Origin of the sequence: Rhizobium sp. BR 314, assembly GCF_047445805.1 — a bacterium.
Classification (GTDB): Bacteria; Pseudomonadota; Alphaproteobacteria; order Rhizobiales; family Rhizobiaceae; genus Rhizobium; species Rhizobium lusitanum_B.
The window spans coordinates 367,640-390,794 of the sequence record NZ_JARWLA010000002.1; the positions used below are offsets into that span (position 1 = coordinate 367,640).

Here is a 23,155-nt window from a genome sequence, read left to right on the forward strand (position 1 = left end):
CCTCGAAGAGCGGGCTCGCGCTCGCGTCAAGAGTAGTATGAGAGGAAGCTCGGGCGACTACTCATAAGGCGCCGCCAGTCTTGCAATCAATCGTCGTTGGTCGCATTCAGATTTTCGGGCCGAATGCCATCATTCTCGGCCCAATGCTTGAAACGGATACCGGCGCCGCCGGTTCCGTCACTCCCGCCGGCGAGAAAAATTATGCCGTGGCTCTCCAAGGCGGCACGAACGGCGGCAACCGCCTTCATATCCTTGGAATCGACGTCCATCTCCAACGCTTCGATGGATGAGATCGGAAGCTTGCTCTCATTAGCGAGTGCTTCTGTCGTCAGCCTGAGCATGGCGCGCGCACCGCGCAATTGTGCAGATGTGATCATGACTCAACTCTACTCCATACGCCCGAGAAGCGGAACCAGTTTCACGCAAAAATCGCGCGCGTCAAAAGCGCGTTGCGCTTTTCTCGGAGTGGTGTCTCGCGCTTCAGGTGCCTGATCTTGCGCGAGTGTTCTAAAAGGCTGCGGCGTTCTGAGGCCTGATGCCTTCAGGGCTAGCAAGTGGGGCAGGGACGGGATAGCCAAGCAGATCGTAGTAGATCTGTTCCGTGGCGTCGGCCATACCGGCAAGAGTGTAGCCATCCTTGCGGCGACGCGCCTCGGAGGAGAAGTTTGCAAGTAGTCTGGGGTCGGCAAGGCGCGCCATGGCGCTGGCGAGCTCCTCCGGGTCATCGCTGTTGGGCACGATGTAGCCGTTCTTGCCGTGTTCGAGCACGGTTCGCGCACCACCGACATCGGCCAGCAACAGTGGTTTGCCGGCGGCTGCGGCCTCGAGCATCACATAGGACATCGCCTCGTAACGGCTCGGCATAACGACGACGTCGAAGGCCTCGATCGCGGTCACTCCGGGTATGCCGCCGTCGATGTAGGCACGCTTCTCCAGGCCGGCTGCCTTGATCATGTCGGTGACGGCGGTCGCCAACTCCCCAACGCCGATCATGAGCAAATGTGCTTGCGGCAGCGTGTTGGCGATGCGGGTAAATGCCTCGACAAGCCGTTCCGGAGCCTTCTGGCGGGTCATCCGGCCGACGAAGCCGAAGAGCAGAGCGTCCTGAGGGACCCCATACCGCCTACGGATGGCGGCGCGCTGGCTGGTCGGCGGCGAGCCGACGCCGTTGACGACGATGCGCAGCCGTGCCTCGGAGATGCCAAGCGACAAGGCATGGTTATATTCGTCTCGCGATACGCAGATCAGTTGATCCGTCAGCCAGTTGCCGAGCAGGCGCTCGATGCCGCCATAGATCAACTGCCCCTTCGAGCCCAGCGTTGGGTCCATGGTGCGAAATGCGTGCGGGGTATAAAGAACGGGGACGTGCTTTCCAGGCAAGCGCAACCGCGTCAGCGCTCCGGCCTTGGAGCTGTGGCCATGGATCAGGTCGAACGGCCCTTGCTCCGTGGCGATTCTGCGTAAATGTCTCCATGCGGTGATATCCCATGGTCCCGGCGCGCGTCGCATGGCGACGGGAATGACCCGGTCGAGACCGATGCCCTCCAATTCCCCAACGAAGGCCGCCTCGGCGCGCACCGGCGAATAGATGGCGGTCACCGAATGACCGCGATGCTGCATGGCCCGGCAGAGGTCGAGGAAGTGCCGCCCAGAGCCGCCGCCGCTTGGTTCGAGGACCTGCAGCATCGACAGACGCTTGACGCTGGTGCGGATATTCAAGGCGCCGCCTCCCTTCCACTCAAGCTACGCTGATACTTTTGCTCAAGGGCGCCGCAGCCCCAGACGATGCCGATTAACATGTAGAAGTGACGCCAGTGATCGGTGTCGATGACGTTGCCGATGCCGACATGGCCGAGAACGACGATCCAGGCGATCATCGCGAAGGGCTGCCAGGGCCGCTCCCTCAAAAGGTTGCGGAACCCGATATAGATGGTCCAGCAGATCATGCTGACCCAGCAGAAGAACCCGAGCCAGCCATAGGTGGTCAGCGTCTTCAGCCAGGTATTGTGCTCGTCTTCCTCAAACATGTGACCGAAGACCAGCGGTCCCATACCGAAAGGCCGCTCCATCGACATCGCAAAGCCGACGCTATGACGCTCAAAACGGCCGAGATGCCTGCCGTCATAGCTCTGAACGAGTTGCGCGCGGATGGAAAACAGGTCACTGACCTGTGGAAACTGCAGCGCGATGACAAGCAGCACCACCATGAGGATGATCGCCGCCAGCGCTATAACCAGGATGCGCAGGCGAAACTTGTTGCTGCGATGTTTCAACAGCATGCAGAAGATCAGCATCACCGAGGTGAAGGCAAACAGCCCCCAGGCCGCTCGCGAGAATGAAAGGAAGACCGCAAAAGCGAGAACGAGGAGGCATACGATCCTGATCGGCGCCTTCTTCAGGTCGCCGATCAGCAGCCCATGCATGAGATAGAGGCTGGGCGCCGCCAGATAGGGACCAAAGACGTTCGGATCCTGGAAGGCGCCCATGGCGCGATCGTAGCGTGTGAAAATATCGAAGCCTGGGACGGCGTGGAAATAGCCGAGAATGCCCAGGCTTGCGGTAATCAATGCTGCCACCACCCAGGTATTGAAGATCAGCTTCAGCCGCTTCTGGCTGTCCTCAACGATGGCGGCGTAGAAGACGGAGCTCAAAGCCAGAAAGGTGGAGACGGCAATATAGATCGGGCCGTCGAGATGGTTGCTTGCCGCAAGGTTGCGCATCTGAGTGATCGACAGCATGCCGCCGATGTTGAACGTCAGGAACAGCACCAGAAGCGGCGCGACGCTGCGGGATATCTTCAGCCCGAGAATGAACCACGTGCCGATAAGAAAGGCGAGCCACAGCTCATAGGGCGCGGGTTCCGCGATCACGAAACCCGACATCAACACCCCTATGGCGACGCAGGCCGTACCGACCAGTCGCAATGCCGCGAGCTGCGGCTGCGCAACGCCGGGAGGTGGGAGCTCGATCGCGGTCAATAGGCGTTTTCCGTATTGAGCAGGCTGAACGGCGTCTTGAACAGGATCTTGAGATCGAACAGCAGCGACCAGTTCTCGATGTAGTAGAGATCATAGGCCGTGCGGAACTTGATCTTGTCGTCGCTGTCGATCTCGCCGCGCCAGCCGTTGATCTGCGCCCAGCCGGTGACGCCTGGCTTGACGCGATGGCGTGCGAAGTAGCCTTCGACGACATCGGCGTAAGTGCGGTTATGGCTGGCGGCGAGCACGGCATGCGGCCGCGGGCCGACGAGCGAAAGGCTACCGAGTATCACGTTGAAGAGCTGCGGCAATTCGTCGATCGACGTCCTGCGGATGAAACGTCCGACGGGCGTAACGCGCGGATCGTTCTTGGTGACGGCGTTGCGTGCGGTCGGATCGCTCATATGCGTATACATCGAGCGGAATTTGAAGACGTTGATGATCTCGTTGTTGAAGCCGTGTCGCTTCTGCATGAAGAGGATCGGCCCCTTCGAAGTCACCTTCACGGCAATTGCGGCACCCAGCATGATCGGCCAGAGCAAGGCAAGGGCGAACAGGCTGAAGAAGATGTCGAAGATGCGCTTACCGACGCCGTCCCAATCACGGATCGGCTTGTTGAAGATATCGAGCATCGGCACGGCGCCGACATGCGAGTAGGCGCGCGGCCGAAAACGCAGCTTGTTGGCATGGGCAGCCAGGCGAATATCGACCGGCAGGACCCAGAGCATTTTCAGCAATTGCAGGATGCGATCTTCAGCGCTGCTCGGAAGAGAAATGATCAGCATGTCTACCCGCGCCAGCCGGGCGAACTCGACTAGCTCCGGGACCGTCCCGAGCTTCGGATAGCCGGCGACCATGACCGGCGAACGCTTCTCGCCGCGATCGTCGAAGATGCCGCAAATTCGAATGTCGTTATCGGACTGGTGTTCCAGCGCGCGGATGAGTTCTTTGGCCGGCTCGCCACCGCCGACGATGACGGCGCGCCGCTCCATGATACCGTTGCGAGCCCAGTTACGGATGCCGTAGGCGAAAAGGAGCCGTGCGACGAGGAGGAACGCAGCTCCGGCACCCAGCCAGGCGCCGAGGAGTGGCAGGGAATAGATGTCGCCCAGGCCGACAGGAACGAGGGCCAGAGCCATGATGGCGAAGGCGACAATCCAAGGTCCCAAAATCCGGTGAAGGAAGCGATGGGGTGAGCGCAGGATCGGTATCTGATAGGCATCCGCCACCTGCAGAAAGGCGATAGCAAGGCCGCTGACCGCGATCGTCACCGCAGCTCTCGACAAGAAGGGATGATCGCCGAGCCTGGTGCCGAACAACAGAAGTGCCAGTCCGACTGCGAGCAGCGACAGGAACTCGAACAGCCGATACTGGCCGATGATAATCGCCGGCGTTTGGTTGGTTTCACGGAACTGCTCGGCAATCTGCCGCGCATAGAGATTGAGTTCACCGTTCGGGCGATCGCTCTGAGACTCTTCGGCACCGCGGGTGCGGATTTCCGAAGCCTGCTTGCGAATATTGTCTAAGTTAAATTGTTCGGACTTTTCGCTAGTGTTCATGGCAACTTATCCGGTCGTTACCGGAAAAGGCCTACCAGATATCAGCTAAGAAACACTTACAACACCTGCTTGTATTCTAGTGTTTGTCACCAGAACCAAGTATATTTTGATACAGCTTCAATGTGTCCCGAGCCATGACCGAGGCTGAAAAATTGAGCCGGATTGTCTCGATATTGGGCATATGGCGGCCGCCCCAGTCCTGTTCGATGATGGACTCGGCCATGATGCGGGACAGGTCGTCGGCATCTTCGGTGCGGGCGAGTGCGGCGCTGTTTTCTCCGAGGGCTTCAGGGATGCCGCCAACGCGTGAGGCAATCACGGTCTTTCCCGCCGCCAGCGCTTCGAGAACAATATAGGGCATCGCTTCTGCGCGCGAGGGAACGACAACATTTTGCGAGACAGCGAAGGCCTCCTGCACGCGCATGGCCGGCAGCATGCCGATCCGATGGCCAAGGCCGCGTTCGATCATCATCCGGTGGTATTTGTCCCTGTCCGGTCCGTCGCCGATTATCAGCGCGGAGAGAGGCTTGCCGATCCGCCGTTCGGTCTTGGCGAAGGCCTCGATGAACAGGTCGGGACCTTTGAGGTCCCGCAGCATGCCGATATAGACAAAATGCACGGAGTCCGATCGTGTCGGGATGGGGCGGAAATCTCGCTCGCTGATGCCGTTGTAGATCAGGACCGATCGCGTCCGCGGCTTACCGATCTTCCTTTCATAGGTGCGCCGCTCGAAGTCGCAGATGAAAATCAAACCATCGGTCAGAAATTCCAGCATTCGTTCAAGGCTATGCACCAGCATGCCCTGCAGCGAGCCGCGCGAAAAGTGCAGGCTGCCGCCATGCGCAGTATAGAGGCGGGCGACGCGATACCTACTAACCCGCAGCAATGAGCCGAGAAGGCGCGCAAGCAGGCCGCCCTTGGCGCCGTGCCCGTGCAGCACATCCGGCCGCAAACTCTTGATCTTCTGATAGCTGCTCCAAAGCGTCGGCGCATCGGAGAGGCTGATCTGACGCCGGATCGGTAACCGGACGACGCCGAGCGCGAGAAATGGCGCGATATCGTCGAACAGATGATCCTCGTGTTCTCCGCCGGTCAGGCTGTCGCAAAGGATGCCGACCTCATGTCCCGCCTTGCTTTGTTCCTCTGCCAGATCCCGGACATGGCGAAAGACCCCGCCGACGGGCGATCTGAAACAGTGAAGGATGCGGAGCGGTTTTGCCATGAGTGAGCGCGGTCAGAACAACCGCTCTCTGACATAGATCGTATCGCCAGCGAGCACCGGATCGGAGATGCCGACACGGCCCGTCATGACGTGACCGTTGATCTTGCGCGTGACGTCCGCGTTGGATTGATTGGCGCGGCTGCTGAAGCCGCCGGCAACCGCGATGGCATTTTGGACGGTCATGCCCGGTACATAGGAATACTGCCCCGGCTGGCCGACTTCACCCATGATGTAGACCGAGCGATAGCGATCGACATCGATTGAAACGTCGGGATCGCGAATATAACCCTGCCGCAGCTTCTGGGCGATCTGCCCGGAGAGCTGCTGCAATGTTCGGCCACGAGCCGTGACCTGACCGATCAGCGGAAACGCAATGTAGCCGGCCTGATCGACCGTATAGGTGTTGCTGAGGCCCGGCTGATCGAACACCGTTACGCGCAGCCTGTCGCCACTGTCCAACGTATAGGGCTGGATCGTGGCCTCACTGAACGCCTTCGGCGCAGGCTGATAAGTGTTGCAGCCTGCGAGCGCGACGCTCATGGCTACCATGCCGAGTGCAAGGGCAATCTTTGGCTTTGCGAAGGGCATTTCGCGCTCATTAGAATGGGAGAAGACACTGGCGTCGTTATCAATCCGTTAGGGTTAACGGCCGGTAAAGACCGAAAGAAAAACCAGCAAAAAATTAGCGATGCCAAAAATAACGCCGGTGAAATACTATTAACGCTTGGGTTACCATAGTCGTTTACGTTTATCTCCGGCTTTCTATTACGGAGTTTTTGTATATGTCCGGTGTCAACAACACCCAGCAGGATGTAGACATCGATCTTGCGCAGCTTTTTCGCGCCGTCTGGCGACGGCGGCTGCGGGTGGTTGCCATCACCCTTGCGGGTGCCTGTCTGGCGCTCGTCATTGCCAAGGTCGTTTCTCCGGAGTATCGCAGCGAAACTCGCATTCTGATCGAGGCGCGCGCGCCGGCCTTCGCAACCACGACCAGCAACGACGCTGGCTCTGCGCCGCTGCTGGACGAACTGAATATTGCCAGCCAGGTTCAGATCCTTCAGTCGGCCGACTTGATCAAGCAGGTTATCGCCAATCTCAAGCTCTACCAGAGCCCGGAATTCGATACGGCCAGCAAAAGTTCAGCGCTCTCCGATATTCTCATCAAGCTGCACCTGAAGCGCCCGCCTGCCGATAAGGCGCCGGAAGAACGGATGTTGGATGCGTTCACCGGGCGGTTGCAAGTCTACCAGATCAACTCGTCGCGGGTGATCGGCATAAGCTTCAGCTCTCGCGATCCTCTTCTTGCAGCCAACGTTCCGAATGCGATCGCACAGGTTTACCTGTCGATGCAGAGTGGCGCCAAGCTCGATTCCAACAGTGAGGCAACCCGCTGGCTGGAACCGGAGATCACCAAGCTGCGCGAGAGGGTCAGCGAAGCTGAAAAGAATGTCGCGGATTACCGATCTGCCAACGGACTTCTGCAGGCCAGTCAGAACAGCAACTTCGCCACCCAGCAGCTCTCCGATATTATCACGCAGCTCGCGCAGGTGAGGGCCGACAAGGCCAATGCCGATGCACGCGCCCAGGCTGTGCGTAATGCGCTCTCAAGCGGTCGCTCGATTGATACGCTTTCCGACGTTTCAGGATCCCAGGCCATTCAGCGGTTGAAGGCGACGGAGTCCACCCTGGAATCGCAGATATCGGATCTCTCCACGACGCTCATGGATGGCCACCCGCGCCTGAAGAGCCTGCGGGCACAGCTCGCCGATAGCCGCCAGCAAATCAGCCGGGAAACACAGAGGATCCTCGCCAGTATCGACAATGAAGCCAAGCTTGCGCAACTGCGTGAGCAGCAATTGGTGGCGCAGTCGAATACGCTCAAGGCCGCAAGCGCCAAGGCAGGGGAGGATGAGGTTGGCCTCAACGCGCTGGAGCGCGAAGCCACAGCCCAGCGGCAATTGCTGGAGACCTATCTCGCTCGTTACCGCGAGGCTGCTTCCCGCGTCGACAAGAATTCCAGCCCGGCCGATGCCCGTGTCGTCTCGTCGGCGGTGGAGCCGGTCGACCCCGCTTTCCCGAAGGTTGTCCCGATCGTTGTCGTATCCACGCTCGCAACCTTCCTTTTGACCTGTATCGTCATCATGCTGGCTGAACTGTTCAGCGGTCGTGCATTGCGTCCCGTCGGACCGGTTAACCGCGAGCGGAAAGCCGCGGCCAATGCCTCGCAGCCTCCTCAGGCTGAGGATGTTGCAGAGATTGTTACGATGAAGCGTGCTGGGGCGCCGGCAAGCATGCTGTCGGTGCCCGCAGACGATATCTTGGCCGGAAAGACGGAAGAGGACCTCGCCGATGCGGCTCATAAGCCGAAGGAAACGGTGTCGGCCAAAGAAGACGAAGAGGATTTTTCCATCCAATCCGTTGCCGACTATTTGATCGATAGCGGCTCAAGGCTGGCAATTGCCATATCACCGACCGGTGACGATGGTTCTACCGCCTCGGTTATGCTGGCACGAACGGTTGCTGATGCGGGACACCGCATCGTGCTGGTAGACATGACGGGAACCGGCTGCCCTTCCAAACTCATGGCAGAGCACGGTGAACTTCCCGGTGTCACCGACCTACTTTGCGGGGAGGCAGCCTTTGCCGACACGATCCATCCGGATCGGCTTTCCGACGCTCATCTCGTACCGCAAGGCATGAGTGATCTCGGCCGCGCAATGCGCGGAGCGGATCGCCTGTCGCTCATCCTCGATGCGCTCGGCTCGGCCTACGATATTGTTCTGGTGGAATGCGGCGCGGCCGAAGTTTCCGGCGTGGCGCGGCTGACGCGGAGCAAGGATACGGAAATCATTCTCTCCATGCCGCAGCCCGACGAAAAGCAATTCCTATCGGCGATGACCGAATTCCAGAAGGCCGGCTACGAACACATTATCCTGATGTCGGGATGGCGTGAGGAGCATGATCCGGATACGCGCCGCGACGCCGCCTGATCAATCATTCTCGGCCGTGTCCGTCCCTGCCGTTGCGGCGACGCGCCGCGATCGCAGCCTCTGAATGAGGGCATAGACCTTTCGATTGCTCTTGATGGCCGTCTTGGCCTGCGTGATGCCGCGCTGTATCGTTGCCGCGGCATGGCCGATGGCGGAAATGGGCAGCAGCAGGTCGTGCTGCGTAGTTTCCACAGGACACCAGGACCGTTTGTAGAGCTGATCTCCGATACCGAAGTCGAAGAGCGCGACGCCTTCCTTATGCAGCCGCTCTATCATCAGCCAGAACAGCAGCTCACCGGGGCTTGCTTCGGGCACCAGCGTTTCGTCGATCGAGGCGAATTGGCAGATGACGTGATCGCCCTTGCGCGAAAGAGCCGCGATGGCCGGCACATGCCCCTCATGCTCGCCTGTGAGCCGCAGCGCATGCATCTGCAACGTGGCGTCGAGACTGGCGCTCTCCTGTCGGCGCAACAGCTTGTGCAGCGTCGCTTTGGTCGGGGCATCGGCGAAAACATCGGGTAAGCCCGCTTCCTTGAACCGAGTGGCCTTCTGCCGAAAGAACAGATCCAGCAGGGCATGCTCCTGATCCGGCGTCGCAATCACATGTTCATAGCCACCCTTGGCGTCGAGGATCCGGCTCTGGTGCTTGAACTTCTTGCGCCGCCGCTTGGCGTTGACCTGCTTCAGGCTGGTTTCGAAGCTCTCCAGGAACGGCAACTGGAAGGCGCGATTCTGGTTTTCGACTGCGGGCAGGGAGCCGAGTGGGCTTTTGCGGCCGCGCCATTCGAGCGGGACATTGCGCAGGATGGCAAGATCCGCCTTGCCGCGCAAAGCCGCGACCGTGGCTGCCGTTTGTGCCGGAGTCAGATCGCCATTTGACAGGAACTCTGTAGAGAACAGCCCTGTATTGATGTTGCTATGCTGTGCACCGATGAATTCCGCCCGCCGAACGCCACGGCCACGAATGATTTCCAGCGGCAGGATGAAAGCGGTCCGGCCGCCGATGGAACCGCGAATGATGGCGAGAGGGCGCCTAAATGTTTCGACCCAGGGCAGGCACCAGTCATAGCTCTGATGCAGAGATACAAGATTGTCTCGCTCCAACGCGCGCCATTCCGCCTCGAGTGGTGCCATGCTGTCGAAGATTTCGATCCTGAGATCGTCATGCAACGCCGACCGCCTAAGGACAGCCGCAGCCTGCCCAGTTGCTGTCCGAGCAACGGCGATGCCGGCGATATCTTGCTCCTGCGTCTGCATTCGATCCTTTCCGCATTGGCGGTATTCGAACGCAGTTTCGCGGATAGCGGTTTATCTTTGGCTTAAGATGGCACGATCTGCCCGCACATCCCGTGGATCAGGGTTAGCATTGCGTAAACGGCGGGTATGCATCCGTCATTGCGGCCGCGGTCCGGCCATCCATTTGATGATGCCCATTGCTGGCAGCACCCAGATGGTGCCGCTGAAGAGGAAGTAGAGGAAATGGACCCAGGCTGGTTGATCTCCGAGCGTGCGGACTGCAACGATCATGGCGACGATCGCATAGATTGCAACCAGCAACACAAGCAGGATCATGCCGATGAATTTGCGCAGGCGAAGGGGCACGGGTTGGTTTCTCCTCTCAAGGCGATATGCCGCGACGGCATGCCGCAAACTCCCGGGACTTGTTTTGCACGCCCCTATCGGGCAAATCAACAGCCTGATGGAAGGGAGATGCCATGGCTGCCACTAATTTCACCTCAGAACAGGCTATCATGAAGGAAGTCGTTCGCCAGGGCCGCAATCGCCGGGCCATCCGCCTCTGGCTTGCCTGTGTGCTGCTGGCTCTCTTCGGGCTCGTGCTGGTGGGGGGCGCGACGCGGCTCACTGAATCCGGCCTGTCCATCACGGAATGGCGGCCGATCCATGGCATCATCCCGCCGCTGAACGCGCAGGAATGGCAGGACGAGTTCGATCTCTACAAGCGCATCCCGCAGTTTCAGATCCTCAACAAGGATATGACGGTCGACGAATTCAAGGGAATCTTCTGGTGGGAATGGGTGCATCGGGTGCTTGCACGCGGCATCGGCGTCATCTTCGGCGTGCCGCTGCTGTTCTTCGTGCTGGCCGGCCGCGTCGAACGCAGGCTGTGGCTGCCGCTGGGCGGCATTTTTCTCCTTGGCGGGCTGCAGGGCGCAGTCGGTTGGTGGATGGTCTACTCGGGTCTGGAGGCACGCACCAATGTCAGCCAGTATCGCCTTGCGATTCATCTCGTCATGGCTTGTCTGATTTTTGCTGCCTGCATGTGGTTCATGCGGGCGCTGTCTCCGCATTCGAACGAGCCGGCGCCGACCCGTTATTCGGCAAAACTGGCCGGCCTCATCGCCATCATGTCTCTGTTCCAGATCTATCTAGGCGCGCTCGTCGCCGGTCTCCATGCCGGCATGAGCTACAATACCTGGCCGCTGATGGACGGCACCATCGTTCCGGATGGCTTGCTCGTGCAGTCGCCGGGCTGGATCAATTTCTTCGAGAATCCGAAAATGGTGCAGTTCGTCCATCGCCTCGGCGCTTATGCGCTCTTCGCAGTCGTGGTCGTCAACATGATCATGTCGTTGCGGGCTGCGCCGCAGACGACGCATGCCCGCCGTTCGGTCGTGCTGTTCGTGCTGGTTCTCATTCAGGCGATTCTCGGCATTACCACGCTGCTGCTGCAGGTGCCGCTGCACCTGGCGCTTGCGCATCAGGCGGGCGCCCTGATCGTCTTCGGCTTTGCAATTGCCAACTGGCGGGGCTTCTATGGCGAGCTGCCGCGCCAGACCTCGATTGTCGTGGGAGATTGAGGCGCATAGCGCCTCAATTCAACCCTTGTCAGCGTGCCGAGGCGACACTTGCCGCCGACGACATCCGCGACACGACCTTCAAGTGCTTGATTTCACCGCGCTTGAAGGCGGCGAGGAAGCGATTGTAGTCCTTGAAGACTACGCAGCCATTCGATTCTGCACGGCCGCCCCTGAGCATGTAGGTGTGAGCCAGCAAGCCATCGCGGCCATAGACGCGACCGCCGCCTGTGGGCGTCAGGCGCAGCGCCCGCACGCCATGGAACAGGCTTTCCCTGTAGGTTAGCTTATAAGTCTCAGGCGGCGTCGGACCGGTGTTCTTGCGGTCGACATAGCGGGGATTGTCGCGCATGTGACCAAGGCCGGAATGCGCCTCGAGGCGTTCGCCGCTGGGAAGGTAGACCGTCTTCGCTTCGATATCGTAGATCGCGGTACCGCTTCCCGGGCTGATGGCGGCAAAGGGATTGATGAAGGGCTTTGCCTTGCGCACAGAGCTGTCGTCCGGATCGGCATAGGCCAGAAGCCGCGCCGGCGGCTGGGCCGGGGTATCCTTGACTGTTGCCTTAGCAATGGCGGCCGTCGCTGGAGTGTTGGGCCGCCGTACATCCTCGTCGCGGGCAGGGCGGGCCATCGGCACAACGGTCAGCACGGCTTGCGTCATGGCGATGTCAGCATCCCTGGCCGGTAGCGGCGTCGCTTCCGCAATGGCCGGCAGGGCTGCAGGCGCTGCCGAAGCAACGGCGATCGGCTGAACGGCCTCCTTTGCGGGGCTTGCTGAGGGGATCGAGGCGGCTGCATATTTCACCTGCGCCAGCGACTGCACCGCGGCGGCAAAGTTGACGGCAATCACCTTACGCAGCCGGTCGAGCGTTTCGGGCGATGCGGCTGCCATTTCGATGCGGCCGCTCTTGATGCTTGCGGCCGCACTTTGCTCCAGCTTGATCTGGGATGCCTGCTGCGTCAAAGCATAGGCCAGTTGCGAACGAATGGCGTCCTTACTGCCAGCATTCGTCTGAACATTAGTCCCCGTGGTGGCAGAGGTCGACCCGGTTGCAGGAGCCGTTGCGGGCACACCGGCGAAGCGGCCTTGTCCGTTCAGCGAGGCAACCTGGCTGGAAAGACGGGCAGGGCGGGCTATCGGGCTCTGGGATACGATGAACGCCGACGCTCGTGGTGTCAGGAAATCGTTTGTCGTTGTTGCCGCGCGAGGGAGCGACAACATCATCGATTGGGTGGTGACCAGCGTCGCGGCGACCCAGGCGAAAGCCACAACGGCGACGCCGGTGGCCAATGTGCCGGGACGGATGCTGAGAGATTTTTTCAGTCGCGGGGCGTAGCCGGTGCGCGAATTGAAGTTACCGAAGCCTTCGGTGACAAACGCCATGATACTCGTTATCCAAACTACACAGACACTATGCCGGCTCACAGATACACACGCGCCTCGACGCGGAATTCGCGTCTGACCACCACATTGCCGACTGTCTGGAAGCATGCCGAATTATGGTAACCAATTCCTTTACGTTGGCTCATTCTTGGATATTCATTGAAAAAAGAGATACGTTTGACGCTCAATTCACCCTGGCCCGTGAAGCCGTTAAACGGCGAATCCGGCCGACAATAGGTCGCGCCGCATCACGGGGGATCAATTCTTCGTGTAGTGGCTGCTAATTTAGCTGGAAGGCAAAATTGTGGCCGGAAATGCACACGTGCCTAAATTGGCGACAGACGTTAGCTCGACAAGAAGCCCGGCCAATCCAACCCTCAGGGGAAGATCGACCGGGCTCGCAAACTGTTGGTGTATGTCTTGCGCCTCAGGCGCTCAGCATCAGATCCATGTTCTGGACGGCCGCACCCGAGGCGCCTTTGCCGAGATTGTCGAGCAGGGCGACCAGATTGACCTGGGCAGCGCCCGGCGTACCGAAGACGAAAAGCTTCATCGTGTCCTTGCCCGCCAGCTCGACAGCATCGATCCGAGATAGCGCGCGGCTCTCCTCAGAGGACACTACCTGAACGATATCCTGGCCGGCATAATGGTCGGCGAGCGCTGCGTGGATGCTCTCCAGCGTCGCGCCTTCTGCCAGATCGCCGAGGTGTAGCGGCACCTGTACGATCATGCCCTGTGGGAACCGGCCGACGGACGGCGAGAAGATCGGCGCCCGATCGAGCAGGCCATGCGTCGTCATCTCGGGCACATGCTTGTGGGTCAGCGTCAGACCGTAGAGGAAATGCGGCGCGCTGATGGCGTCCGGGTGATCGGCATTCTCCATCTGGGCGATCATCTGCTTGCCGCCGCCCGTATAACCGGACACGGCATTGACGGTCACGGGGTAGCCAGCCGGAAGGATGCCGGCAGCACGCAGCGGCCGGATGAGGCCGATAGCGCCGGTCGGATAGCAGCCGGGATTGGCAACGAAGCGCGCTGCCTTGATCTTCCGACCCTGATCGCCGTCCATCTCGGCAAAGCCATAGGCCCAATCAGGATGGATACGGAACGCCGTCGAGGTGTCGATGACGCGAACATTATTGTTGCTCGCCACCATTTTCACCGCTTCCTTCGATGCATCGTCAGGAAGGCAGAGAATGGCGATGTCGGCGCTGTTCAGCATATCCTCGCGCATGGCGGCATTGCGGCGCTCGGCTTCCGGAATGGACAGAAGCTCGACGTCGCGGCGGTCGGCCATGCGCGTGCGGATCTGCAAGCCCGTGGTTCCGTGTTCGCCATCGATGAAGATCTTCGGTGCCATGTTATTCCTGCTCTTTCAATAGGTTCAGAGTGTTTCCGGACTCAGTTTGCCATGAAGTTGATTCAATAAGATAACAGCCGGACTCAGCGTCCGGCCGCGCGCCTTTCGGCATGCAGACCGAGCATATACATCGCCACCGTTGCCCCCGCAATGGCGGTGATATCGGCGTGGTCATAGGCCGGGGAAACTTCGACGACATCGGCGCCGCGGATGTCGAGCTGATGCAGCCGCTGCAGCGCCGAGAGGATCTTCGCGCTGGAAGGACCGCCGGCAACCGGGGTTCCGGTGCCTGGCGCATAGGCAGGGTCCAGGCAGTCGATGTCGAAGGTGAGATAGGCGGGCGCACCCTTGGTATGCGAGATGATCGTCGAGGCGATGTCGGCGGCGCTCATATCCTCAACCTGATGGCCGTAGAGAATATGGATGCCGAAATCGTCTGGCGCATGCGTGCGGATGCCGATCTGGATGGAGCGATCCGGGTCGATCAGGCCTTCGCGGACGGCGCGGGCGACGAAGGAGCCGTGGTCGATGCGCTTGCCGTCGTCGAACCACGTGTCCTGATGGGCGTCGAACTGCACGAGCGCCAGCGGGCCATGCTTGGCGGCATGTGCTTTCAGCAGGGGCCAGGTGATGAAATGATCGCCGCCGAGCGTCAGCATGAATGCGCCGCTGTCGAGGATCGTCGTTGCCTGCCGCTCGATCGCAGCGGGTGTATCCTGATGGTTTCCGTAGTCGAGCAGGCAATCGCCATAGTCGATGACAGCCATCTCGGCAAACAGGTCGCGATTGAAGGGATATTGCGGATCGTTGTCGAAGATAGCCGAGGCACGGCGGATCGCCTGCGGCCCGAAGCGCGTTCCCGGCCGGTTGGATGTGGCGGCATCGAAGGGGATGCCCCAGACAACGGCGTCGACGCCATCAAGCGACTTGGTGAAGCGACGGCGCATGAAGGAGAGCGCGCCGGCAAAGGTCGGATCGCTGGCGGACGAAGTCAGTCCGGGCGCGGTAAACGCGTGATCAATCGACGTGCTCGGCAAGGGTATCTCCTTTGCTTAGCTGAAAATCATAGGCCCGTTCTACCCGACCTATGCGAACCTTATATTGCTCGTACCAGCGCTCGCGACCGAGCCTCTGCGCCGCCAGATGCGAGACGACGTTCTTCCAGGCAAGAATGCTCTGCTCATCTCGCCAAAAGGAGTTGGTGATACCGAAACCATCCGGACCCCTTACGCTTTCCATGCCAAGAAAGCCGTCCTGCGCCCTTGCCAGTTCTTCCATGCGGTCGCCCATGGAACCATAGCCGTTATCGCCTTCGGTACGGAGCGATGCGAATGTGACGATGTAATAGGGCGGCTCGGGAGTGGCCGCGAAACGCGATGAAGTACTTTTGCCCATGGTATTTCTCCGGAGGCCATCAAATTTCGGGAGCAGGTGGGGAATCGCAAACCAACCGATCCGGCACCTATTTGCCCGATCGGGCGGTGCATTGATACGGCTTTTTCACACAGGCGATCTGCGGTGTCGAACACATGGCCTGACCGCCCTTCATACGACAGACGGAGCAGTTATCGCTGAATTCGCTGCAATCGGGGTTCGCCTGGAGAAAGTCCTTCATGCTCTGCATATCCGCCGCCTTGTCCGCAGGCGGTGGTTGGGATGTATCGTCGCAAAAAGCAGGCGAGACACTGGCAAGCGTCAGTAATAATGTCAGCACGAGTTTGGTCATTGCAATCCCCGATGTGCGCAACACCAGTCTGCCACAAAATGGTGTGTCTTGTCCGGCAGATCGACATTTTATCGTAATAGCCAAAAGAAAAAGGCCGGGGAAACCCCGGCCTTTCCAAAATCCCATTTCGGGCAAGCGATTAACGCTTGGAGAACTGGAACGAACGACGTGCCTTTGCACGGCCGTACTTCTTGCGTTCGACGACGCGGCTGTCGCGGGTCAGGAAGCCACCCTTCTTCAGGACCGAGCGCAGGCCCGGTTCGAAGTAGGTGAGGGCCTTGGACAGACCGTGGCGAACAGCACCGGCCTGGCCGGAGAGACCGCCGCCGGCAACAGTTGCAACGATGTCGAACTGGCCGTCACGGGCAGCAGCGACGATCGGCTGACGCAGGATCATCTGCAGAACCGGACGGGCGAAATAAGCCGTGTAGTCCTTGCCGTTGACGATGATCTTGCCGGAGCCGGCCTTGACCCATACGCGGGCGACAGCGTCCTTGCGCTTGCCGGTCGCGTAGGAGCGGCCGAGCGAATCGACCTTGCGGACGTGAACCGGAGCAGCAGCTGCTTCCGATACCGTGCCGAGATCCTTCAGGGAAGAGAGATCAGCCATTATCAGGCGCTCCTTACGTTCTTCTTGTTCAGCTTGGCGACGTCGAGGACGACGGGCTGCTGGGCTTCATGGGGATGGTTGGAGCCGGCGTAGACGCGCAGGTTCTTCATCTGGCGACGGCCGAGCGGGCCGCGCGGAACCATGCGTTCGACAGCCTTCTCAACGACGCGCTCCGGGAAGCGGCCCTCGATGATCTGACGAGCGGTGCGCTCCTTGATGCCGCCGGCATAACCGGTGTGCCAGTAGTAAACCTTGTCTTCGTACTTCTTGCCGGTGAAGACGACCTTGTCGGCATTGATGACGATGACGTTGTCGCCGTCGTCGACGTGCGGCGTGAAGGTAGCCTTATGCTTGCCACGCAGACGCATTGCGATGATAGAAGCGAGACGGCCAACGACAAGCCCTTCGGCGTCGATGAGAACCCACTTCTTCTCCACCTCTGCAGGCTTCTGGGAGAAGGTTGCCATGTTGCATACTCTCTTTTTAGACCCTTGGCCCGAAGGCTTCAGGGCGTTTCTTGTTGCTTGGTTTGATCCGCTCGAGGCGAGCCAAAAAGAAAGCAGCCCGGAAAGGCTGCGATCTGCGGCGGCTTATAGAGGGAATATGACGCAGGGTCAATATAGTCGATCCGAGAGGTCGTAAAAATTATATATATAAAACAATGGCTTGTGTATGTGGTATTTTGAAACCACACATTTTGAGTGTCAGCCCAGCCTTAAAACGAGAACTCCTGCGGCAATAATGGCGCCGGCAATGTAGCGCCAGATGCTGGAACGCTCCTTCAGAACGACGACGGAAATGACCAGCGCGAAGAGGATTGATGTTTCCCGCAAAGCCGCGACCATGGCGACTGGTGCCTTGGTCATCGCCCACAAGGCAACACCGTAGGAGGCGATCGAGCCGCCGCCGCCGATCAGTCCGCGCCACCAGTTGTAGCGGACATGGGCAGCGACCGCACTGGCGCCGCGCTGCGAGACAGCCCATACGAACAGAAGGACGGGCGGCAGCAGCGACATCCATAGTGTATAGGATATGGAATTGCCTGAAATCCGGGCGCCGATGCCGTCGACATAGGTGTAGGTTGCGATGACGACGGCGTTGGAAAGAGCGAGCAGGATCGCGCGCCGGCCGCCTTTCCGTGCCTCGAAGGCCAGCGTCAATATGCCGGTACAGATCGTCATGGTGCCGATCAGGGCGGCTCCCGAAAGCGATTCCTTGAGGATGAAGCTGCTCGTGGAGACGATGAGCAGGGGCGCCACGCCGCGCATCAGCGGATAGACCAAGCCGATGTCTCCGGCGCGGTAGGCGGCCGCAACAAGCTGGAAGTACGCAAATTGAAGAATTGCCGAAGCGCCGATGAATGGCCAAGCTGCTGAGGCAGGTAGCGGGAGGAACGGTAATAGGGGCAAGGCGGCAACGGCGCCTCCCGCAGAGACCAATGCTGCGTCCAGAGACTTATCGGTCCCGGCCTTGATGATCGCATTCCACGTCGCGTGCAACAGCGCGCCAAAGAGGACAAGGGCGATAACGTCGAGAGACACGAAAACCTCGAAAATCAGGAGAAGAGACGCGGAATCCTGGTATTTTGTGGGAGTGAGGCTCACATATGACCCTCAATACATCAAAAAGCAACGGGATTGGCGGTTTATGCCCCGGTACCTGCGCCTATGCCCTTGCCGCGGACCGGCGATGAGAGTGTTCTTCCTATGTTCTTGATTTTGGTTGCATATATTATGAATAACTAAATTATTGCGGTATGAATCGCGAACAAACATCGCATGTCATGTGAACGCCTGGGTAGAATTAGCACTATTTAACGCAAGGTTATTTGCGCTCTGCGCTGTTGCAACGTTGCCATCCGATCATGTAGAATTTTCTGGTTGATCCTGCTGCATTTCCTTCCCGCTGAGATTGAGCGGTGTCTGAGTATAGTGGAAAAAATTTCAAATACTGTAAACTATTACAGGCCTCCTCTTTGGCAAAATTCATGACTGCCCAACAAATTGGCAGTCCGATCGTAAGTACAAATCGGAATTTCGACGTGATTCGCTGAGTGCAAAATTGCGAGATGACCAAAAATAATCGATCGGAAAAATCGTGTTGCCGCGTGTCTTCTTAGCCTACGGCTGTTCTCTTCGTGCATAATCTTTGAATTAGATTCCTCTAAATTTGGAGTGAATGAATGGGGAACAAAGATCGTATTTCAGAAGAACATGTCTGGTATCACCTGCAAAAGCGGTGAAAGCTGTTTGAAAAACATGTCTGAGCGACGCGTATGACAATGGTTGCATGGTCGCTCGGATGGCCACGCTCCTTGCCGGGAACAATCACCAGTCGTAGTCGACCGGGTGCCTGTTCATGAGCGCAGATCCTACGCGTCGCGATCACCGCCGGAAGATCAGGGTATCGTCATCAAAATCGGTTGCCGGCCGGCATATGTAGACGGGGCAGGAGGCGCGGTCCTTCGTCGGCAGATAGTCCTGATCGGCGTAGAAGCCAACGTCGCATGAGCGGCTGTCGGCAACATAGCGGTCGTAGAGCGTCATCTTGGGCGTCCGTTTGGCCGGATACCGCATGATAACGGCCCGCTCGCGATTGATGGTCGCCCTGGCTTCGGCGCAGGTCATCGACATGGAATTGTAGCGTGAAATCGCCAGGGCAGGGGTGGAGGCCAAGATGATTGCCAGGCTCAGCAGAACGATCTTTTTCATTGGGTTAGTCCTCCCTGAAATTGCTATAATGTAATATATACTCTGAGGCCGCGCTTGCGGTTTCGGTATTTGCGGTAAAAACGCAAGTTTGATCGCTTTGGGAGGCTTCGTGATGAACCACGATAGTTATGACGATTCCTATATCGCCGACATCCTTTTATCTGTCAGAACCATTGCGCTCCTTGGCGCATCGCCAAACCCCGCACGGCCGAGCAATGGCGTGATGGCCTACCTGCTGAATAAGGGCTATCGTGTCATCCCCGTCAACCCGGGGCAGGCCGGCAAGGAAATACTCGGACAATGGGTCTATGCCCACCTGGCAGACATTCCCGAGCCGGTCGATATGGTCGACGTCTTCCGGGCGCCTGAATATCTGAGATCGGTGGTCGAAGAGACCATCATGATCGATCCTCGGCCGCCGGTGATCTGGGGACAGCTCGGCGTGCGGGACGATGCCGCCGCGGCCAGAGCCGAAGCCGCTGGCGTCAGGGTCGTCATGGACCGCTGCCCGGCCATCGAATATCCGCGACTTGTCGCCTGATCCGAAACGGCAGTTTATCGCGCGATCTTGCTGAAAGATGGCAAGTTTTTTCCGCGAGTTGAAGCCCGCGGCAAAGTTCGCGGTTAACTTTCGTGTCGCACCCGTTATGATCTTTCCATCGCAAAGAGAATCTGGCGGGAGGAATTATCATGCCAACAAACAATCCTGGTTTCGACACGCTCGCAATTCACGCGGGCGCGCAGCCCGACCCCACGACAGGCGCGCGGGCGACGCCGATCTACCAGACGACGTCTTTCGTCTTCCAGGATGCGGATCACGCCGCAGCGCTGTTCGGCTTGCAGCAGTTTGGCAATATATATACGCGCATCATGAACCCGACACAGGCCGTGCTCGAGGAGCGCGTGGCCGCCCTTGAAGGCGGCACGGCGGCGCTTGCCGTCGCTTCGGGTCATGCCGCCCAGCTGCTCGTCTTCCACACCATCATGCGCCCGGGCGACAATTTCATTGCTGCCAGACGGCTCTATGGCGGCACTGTCAATCAGTTCGGCCAGTCCTTCAAGAATTTCGACTGGCGCGTGCGCTGGGCCGATCCGGCGGATCCGGCCAGCTTTGAAGCGCAGATCGATGAGCGTACGCGTGGCATCTTCATCGAGAGCCTGGCCAATCCGGGCGGCACCTTCGTCGATATCGCGGCGATCGCGGCCGTTGCCCACAAGCATGGCCTGCCGCTGATCGTCGACAACACGATGGCGAGCCCTTATCTCATTAGGCCTCTGGAGCACGGCGCCGATATCGTCGTCCATTCGCTGACGAAATTCCTCGGCGGTCACGGCAATTCCATGGGCGGCATCATCGTCGACGGTGGCACCTTCGATTGGTCCGCATCCGGTAATTATCCGATGCTGTCGGCACCGCGGCCGGAATATAATGGCGTCGTTCTGCATTCGACCTTCGGCAATTTTGCCTTTGCGATCGCCTGCCGCGTTCTCGGCCTGCGCGATCTCGGCCCGGCGATCTCGCCGTTCAACGCTTTCATGATCCTGACGGGCATCGAGACGCTGCCGCTGCGCATGCAGCGCCATTCTGACAATGCGATTGCCGTCGCGCGCTGGCTGAAGTCGCAGGACAAGGTGGCCTGGGTCAACTATGCCGGGCTTGAGGACGACCCGAACCACGCATTGCAGCAGCGCTATTCGCCGAAGGGCGCCGGCTCCGTCTTCACCTTCGGGCTGAAGGGCGGCTATGAGGCCGGCAAGGGGCTGGTCGAAGGGCTTGAGCTCTTTTCGCATCTGGCAAATATCGGCGACACCCGCTCGCTCGTCATCCATCCCGCATCGACCACGCACAAGCAGCTGACCGACGAGCAGAAGGTCGCGGCCGGTGCCGGTCCCGATGTCGTGCGCCTGTCGATCGGTATTGAAGATGTGAAGGACATCATCGCTGATCTCCAACAGTCCCTGGCAAAAGTCTGAGGACTGCGGCGGCGCGAGGTCGAAAACGCCAGGCGACCTCTTTGACTGCAGCACATTTCATGCTTGTGTTGATCCGCGATCGCCACATGGCGGTCGCGGACTTTTTTTGGCCTTGGCCAAGCGTGATCGGCGGGAGACTAAAGTGGCAAGCTACGTGCAGCTGAATGTCGATGGCGTTGAGCCCGAGGAGGGCGCGCCCGCAGCGGATCGTCTCATTTCGGGAGCGCCGGTCTTCCGAACATGGAACCTCGACGAGGCCGATGGTGGCCTCTATGCCGGTATCTGGGAAGCAACTCCAGGCAAATGGCGGATCGTTTATGACGAATGGGAGTACTTCCGCATCCTCTCCGGCTATTCAATTGTGACAGCCGACGACGGAGAGGTGTTTCACCTGCGGGCGAGCGATCGTCTGATCCTGAAGCCGGGATTCAAGGGAACCTGGGAAGTCATTGAAACGACTCGCAAGGACTATGTGATCCGTCTGTGACGAGGTCGTTGAATCAAAACATGAAGTTCGGATCCGTGCGCTGATTGAAGCAGCCCATTTCACGCGGTTCCGCGCTGGTCGCGATGATTGCCGTAGGTTGTGTCACCGCGGCTTCATTAAATTGTCATCAAACTGAAACAATGCGTCTTTAGAGCCATCTCTGTCGCCAGGAGATTTCAGGTGAGGAGGCTCGTTTACTATGTGTGCCTCGCGCCGATCTTCTGCTCGCCATCCTTTCATTCACTTGAGGAAGTGAGTCTACTATGCTTAACCTGAAACTCCGTTCGCTTTGCCTGACTGCAGGCCTCATTGCGGCTATGTCCGCTTCGGCCTCGGCTGCCGACATCACGGGCGCCGGCTCTAGCTTCATCGCACCGGTTCTGTCCAAGTGGGCCGAAGGCTACAAGGCTGCGACGAACAATGTCGTCAACTACCAGTCGGTCGGTTCGGGCGCCGGCATCAAGCAGCTCCTCGACAAGACCATCGTATTCGGTGCTTCGGACAAGCCGATGAGCGACGCCGACCTCGAAAAGAACGGCATTGCCCAGTTCCCGATGATCTCCGGCGGCATCGTTGTTTCCTACAACATCGAAGGCGTAAAGCCGGGCCAGCTCGTTCTCGACGGCAAGACGCTGTCCGACATCTTCCTCGGCAAGATCACCAAGTGGGACGATGCTGCCATCAAGGCTCTCAACGCCGATGTGAAGCTGCCTTCCACGGCGATCTCCGTCGTTTATCGCGCTGACAGCTCGGGCACGACCTTCAACTTCACCGACTACCTGGCAAAGGTTTCGCCGGAGTGGAAGGAAAAGGTTGGTTCGAACACGGCAGTTGAATGGCCGGTCGGCTTCGGTGCCAAGGGTTCGGAAGGCGTTTCCACCACCGTCAACCAGACGGCTGGTTCGATCTCCTACGTTGAGTATTCCTACGTCGTCGCCAACCACATCGGTTTCGCGAAGATGAAGAACGCTGCCGGCAAGGTTATCGAGCCTAGCCTCGACACCTTCAAGGCTGCTGCCTCGAACGCCGATTGGGCCAAGGCCAAGAACTTCAACCTGATCATCACCAATCAGCCGGGCGAAAAGAGCTGGCCGATTGCTGCTTCGACCTGGGTTCTGCTCTACAAGAAGCCGGCCGATGCTGCTAAGAACGAAGAAGCTCTGAAGTTCTTCAAGTGGTCCTATGAGCATGGCCAGAAGGACGCGACTGCGCTGTCTTACCTCGCTATCCCGGAGAATGTTGCCGAGATCGTCGAGAAGTCGTGGAAGACGGACTTCGGCACGAAATAATTTGTGCTGAATGAAAAAGTTGCGGCGGACAGGGTATAGCCCTGTCCGC

Annotated in this window: 23 protein-coding genes; 6 read left to right on the plus strand and 17 right to left on the minus strand. The window is 59.1% G+C overall.

Annotated elements, in window-relative coordinates; all coding sequences use genetic code 11:
* Nucleotides 1-86 precede the first annotated feature (86 nt).
* The 6 genes from QD461_RS04315 to QD461_RS04340 form a co-directional block, all read right to left on the minus strand.
* Nucleotides 87-377, minus strand: coding sequence for a DNA-binding protein (locus QD461_RS04315; protein ID WP_414086613.1), 291 nt, complete (start codon nt 375-377; stop codon nt 87-89).
* A 130-nt stretch (nt 378-507) separates the two neighbouring features.
* A complete protein-coding gene (locus QD461_RS04320) occupies nt 508-1,719 on the minus strand; it encodes a glycosyltransferase family 4 protein (RefSeq protein ID WP_414086614.1) in 1,212 nt (403 codons plus the stop codon).
* Nucleotides 1,716-2,978 (minus strand): O-antigen ligase family protein, encoded by a 1,263-nt coding sequence (locus QD461_RS04325; RefSeq protein ID WP_414086615.1) that lies wholly within the window; start codon nt 2,976-2,978, stop codon nt 1,716-1,718. The genes QD461_RS04320 and QD461_RS04325 overlap by 4 nt, the downstream gene beginning before the upstream one ends.
* A complete protein-coding gene (locus QD461_RS04330) occupies nt 2,975-4,537 on the minus strand; it encodes an undecaprenyl-phosphate glucose phosphotransferase (RefSeq protein ID WP_414086616.1) in 1,563 nt (520 codons plus the stop codon). Before QD461_RS04330 ends, QD461_RS04325 begins: the two co-directional genes overlap by 4 nt.
* A gap of 76 nt (nt 4,538-4,613) precedes the next feature.
* Nucleotides 4,614-5,759, minus strand: a complete 1,146-nt coding sequence (locus tag QD461_RS04335) for a glycosyltransferase family 4 protein (RefSeq protein ID WP_414086617.1) — start codon at nt 5,757-5,759, stop codon at nt 4,614-4,616.
* A gap of 12 nt (nt 5,760-5,771) precedes the next feature.
* Nucleotides 5,772-6,347, minus strand: a complete 576-nt coding sequence (locus QD461_RS04340) for a polysaccharide biosynthesis/export family protein (RefSeq protein ID WP_184701704.1) — start codon at nt 6,345-6,347, stop codon at nt 5,772-5,774.
* A 194-nt stretch (nt 6,348-6,541) separates the two neighbouring features.
* Here QD461_RS04340 and QD461_RS04345 point away from each other — a divergent pair, with 194 nt between their 5' ends.
* Nucleotides 6,542-8,749, plus strand: coding sequence for a GumC family protein (locus QD461_RS04345; protein WP_414086618.1), 2,208 nt, complete (start codon nt 6,542-6,544; stop codon nt 8,747-8,749).
* Here QD461_RS04345 and QD461_RS04350 read toward each other — a convergent pair whose 3' ends face one another.
* Nucleotides 8,750-10,006 (minus strand): GNAT family N-acetyltransferase, encoded by a 1,257-nt coding sequence (locus tag QD461_RS04350; RefSeq protein ID WP_414086619.1) that lies wholly within the window; start codon nt 10,004-10,006, stop codon nt 8,750-8,752.
* A 135-nt stretch (nt 10,007-10,141) separates the two neighbouring features.
* Nucleotides 10,142-10,351, minus strand: coding sequence for a DUF2842 domain-containing protein (locus QD461_RS04355; RefSeq protein ID WP_184701710.1), 210 nt, complete (start codon nt 10,349-10,351; stop codon nt 10,142-10,144).
* Nucleotides 10,352-10,464: 113 nt separating this feature from the next.
* Here QD461_RS04355 and QD461_RS04360 point away from each other — a divergent pair, with 113 nt between their 5' ends.
* Nucleotides 10,465-11,568 (plus strand): COX15/CtaA family protein, encoded by a 1,104-nt coding sequence (locus tag QD461_RS04360; RefSeq protein WP_414086620.1) that lies wholly within the window; start codon nt 10,465-10,467, stop codon nt 11,566-11,568.
* A 28-nt stretch (nt 11,569-11,596) separates the two neighbouring features.
* Here QD461_RS04360 and QD461_RS04365 read toward each other — a convergent pair whose 3' ends face one another.
* The 9 genes from QD461_RS04365 to QD461_RS04405 all read right to left on the minus strand — a co-directional run bounded on the left by QD461_RS04365 (nt 11,597) and on the right by QD461_RS04405 (nt 19,356).
* Entirely contained in the window at nt 11,597-12,949 is a 1,353-nt protein-coding gene (locus QD461_RS04365) for a tlde1 domain-containing protein (protein ID WP_414086621.1), read from the minus strand.
* A gap of 427 nt (nt 12,950-13,376) precedes the next feature.
* Nucleotides 13,377-14,309 (minus strand): N-acetyl-gamma-glutamyl-phosphate reductase, encoded by a 933-nt coding sequence (argC, locus tag QD461_RS04370; RefSeq protein ID WP_414086622.1) that lies wholly within the window; start codon nt 14,307-14,309, stop codon nt 13,377-13,379.
* Between the two features lie 83 nt (nt 14,310-14,392).
* A complete protein-coding gene (gene speB, locus QD461_RS04375; protein WP_414086623.1) occupies nt 14,393-15,346 on the minus strand; it encodes an agmatinase in 954 nt (317 codons plus the stop codon).
* Complete coding sequence (locus tag QD461_RS04380; protein WP_414086624.1) at nt 15,327-15,704, minus strand: antibiotic biosynthesis monooxygenase family protein; 378 nt, start codon at nt 15,702-15,704, stop codon at nt 15,327-15,329. The genes speB and QD461_RS04380 overlap by 20 nt, the downstream gene beginning before the upstream one ends.
* A gap of 67 nt (nt 15,705-15,771) precedes the next feature.
* Entirely contained in the window at nt 15,772-16,035 is a 264-nt protein-coding gene (locus QD461_RS04385) for a hypothetical protein (RefSeq protein WP_414086625.1), read from the minus strand.
* 139 nt (nt 16,036-16,174) lie between these two features.
* Nucleotides 16,175-16,645, minus strand: a complete 471-nt coding sequence (gene rpsI / locus QD461_RS04390) for a 30S ribosomal protein S9 (RefSeq protein WP_184701725.1) — start codon at nt 16,643-16,645, stop codon at nt 16,175-16,177.
* A gap of 2 nt (nt 16,646-16,647) precedes the next feature.
* Complete coding sequence (gene rplM, locus QD461_RS04395) at nt 16,648-17,112, minus strand: 50S ribosomal protein L13 (protein ID WP_004122374.1); 465 nt, start codon at nt 17,110-17,112, stop codon at nt 16,648-16,650.
* A gap of 237 nt (nt 17,113-17,349) precedes the next feature.
* Complete coding sequence (locus QD461_RS04400) at nt 17,350-18,186, minus strand: EamA family transporter (protein ID WP_414086626.1); 837 nt, start codon at nt 18,184-18,186, stop codon at nt 17,350-17,352.
* Nucleotides 18,187-19,029: 843 nt separating this feature from the next.
* The gene (locus tag QD461_RS04405) at nt 19,030-19,356 is read right to left on the minus strand and encodes a hypothetical protein (protein ID WP_414086627.1); all 327 of its coding nucleotides are present in this window, start codon (nt 19,354-19,356) and stop codon (nt 19,030-19,032) included.
* Between the two features lie 112 nt (nt 19,357-19,468).
* Between QD461_RS04405 and QD461_RS04410 the strand changes: the two genes are divergently transcribed.
* The 4 genes from QD461_RS04410 (at nt 19,469) to pstS (ending at nt 23,106) form a co-directional block, all read left to right on the plus strand.
* Nucleotides 19,469-19,897: a CoA-binding protein gene (locus tag QD461_RS04410; protein ID WP_184701731.1), complete on the plus strand. Its 429-nt coding sequence runs from the start codon at nt 19,469-19,471 to the stop codon at nt 19,895-19,897.
* A 149-nt stretch (nt 19,898-20,046) separates the two neighbouring features.
* On the plus strand, nt 20,047-21,330 hold the full coding sequence (locus QD461_RS04415) for an O-acetylhomoserine aminocarboxypropyltransferase (RefSeq protein ID WP_184701733.1): 1,284 nt from the start codon (nt 20,047-20,049) through the stop codon (nt 21,328-21,330).
* A gap of 142 nt (nt 21,331-21,472) precedes the next feature.
* On the plus strand, nt 21,473-21,817 hold the full coding sequence (locus QD461_RS04420) for a cupin domain-containing protein (protein WP_414086628.1): 345 nt from the start codon (nt 21,473-21,475) through the stop codon (nt 21,815-21,817).
* A 263-nt stretch (nt 21,818-22,080) separates the two neighbouring features.
* Nucleotides 22,081-23,106, plus strand: coding sequence for a phosphate ABC transporter substrate-binding protein PstS (pstS, locus tag QD461_RS04425; RefSeq protein ID WP_184701737.1), 1,026 nt, complete (start codon nt 22,081-22,083; stop codon nt 23,104-23,106).
* Nucleotides 23,107-23,155 lie beyond the last annotated feature (49 nt).

Excerpts from the sequence above, each read along its gene's own strand:
- QD461_RS04405 (WP_414086627.1), bottom strand. The coding sequence starts at position 19,356 with ATGAAAAAGATCGTTCTGCTGAGCCTGGCAATCATCTTGGCCTCCACC.
- QD461_RS04385 (WP_414086625.1), bottom strand. The coding sequence starts at position 16,035 with ATGACCAAACTCGTGCTGACATTATTACTGACGCTTGCCAGTGTCTCG.
- QD461_RS04340 (WP_184701704.1), bottom strand. The coding sequence starts at position 6,347 with ATGCCCTTCGCAAAGCCAAAGATTGCCCTTGCACTCGGCATGGTAGCC.
- rplM (WP_004122374.1), bottom strand. The coding sequence starts at position 17,112 with ATGGCAACCTTCTCCCAGAAGCCTGCAGAGGTGGAGAAGAAGTGGGTT.
- QD461_RS04330 (WP_414086616.1), bottom strand. The coding sequence starts at position 4,537 with ATGAACACTAGCGAAAAGTCCGAACAATTTAACTTAGACAATATTCGC.
- QD461_RS04380 (WP_414086624.1), bottom strand. The coding sequence starts at position 15,704 with ATGGGCAAAAGTACTTCATCGCGTTTCGCGGCCACTCCCGAGCCGCCC.
- QD461_RS04335 (WP_414086617.1), bottom strand. The coding sequence starts at position 5,759 with ATGGCAAAACCGCTCCGCATCCTTCACTGTTTCAGATCGCCCGTCGGC.
- rpsI (WP_184701725.1), bottom strand. The coding sequence starts at position 16,645 with ATGGCTGATCTCTCTTCCCTGAAGGATCTCGGCACGGTATCGGAAGCA.
- QD461_RS04350 (WP_414086619.1), bottom strand. The coding sequence starts at position 10,006 with ATGCAGACGCAGGAGCAAGATATCGCCGGCATCGCCGTTGCTCGGACA.
- QD461_RS04315 (WP_414086613.1), bottom strand. The coding sequence starts at position 377 with ATGATCACATCTGCACAATTGCGCGGTGCGCGCGCCATGCTCAGGCTG.
- QD461_RS04345 (WP_414086618.1), top strand. The coding sequence starts at position 6,542 with ATGTCCGGTGTCAACAACACCCAGCAGGATGTAGACATCGATCTTGCG.
- QD461_RS04365 (WP_414086621.1), bottom strand. The coding sequence starts at position 12,949 with ATGGCGTTTGTCACCGAAGGCTTCGGTAACTTCAATTCGCGCACCGGC.
- QD461_RS04410 (WP_184701731.1), top strand. The coding sequence starts at position 19,469 with ATGAACCACGATAGTTATGACGATTCCTATATCGCCGACATCCTTTTA.
- pstS (WP_184701737.1), top strand. The coding sequence starts at position 22,081 with ATGCTTAACCTGAAACTCCGTTCGCTTTGCCTGACTGCAGGCCTCATT.
- argC (WP_414086622.1), bottom strand. The coding sequence starts at position 14,309 with ATGGCACCGAAGATCTTCATCGATGGCGAACACGGAACCACGGGCTTG.
- QD461_RS04415 (WP_184701733.1), top strand. The coding sequence starts at position 20,047 with ATGCCAACAAACAATCCTGGTTTCGACACGCTCGCAATTCACGCGGGC.
- QD461_RS04360 (WP_414086620.1), top strand. The coding sequence starts at position 10,465 with ATGGCTGCCACTAATTTCACCTCAGAACAGGCTATCATGAAGGAAGTC.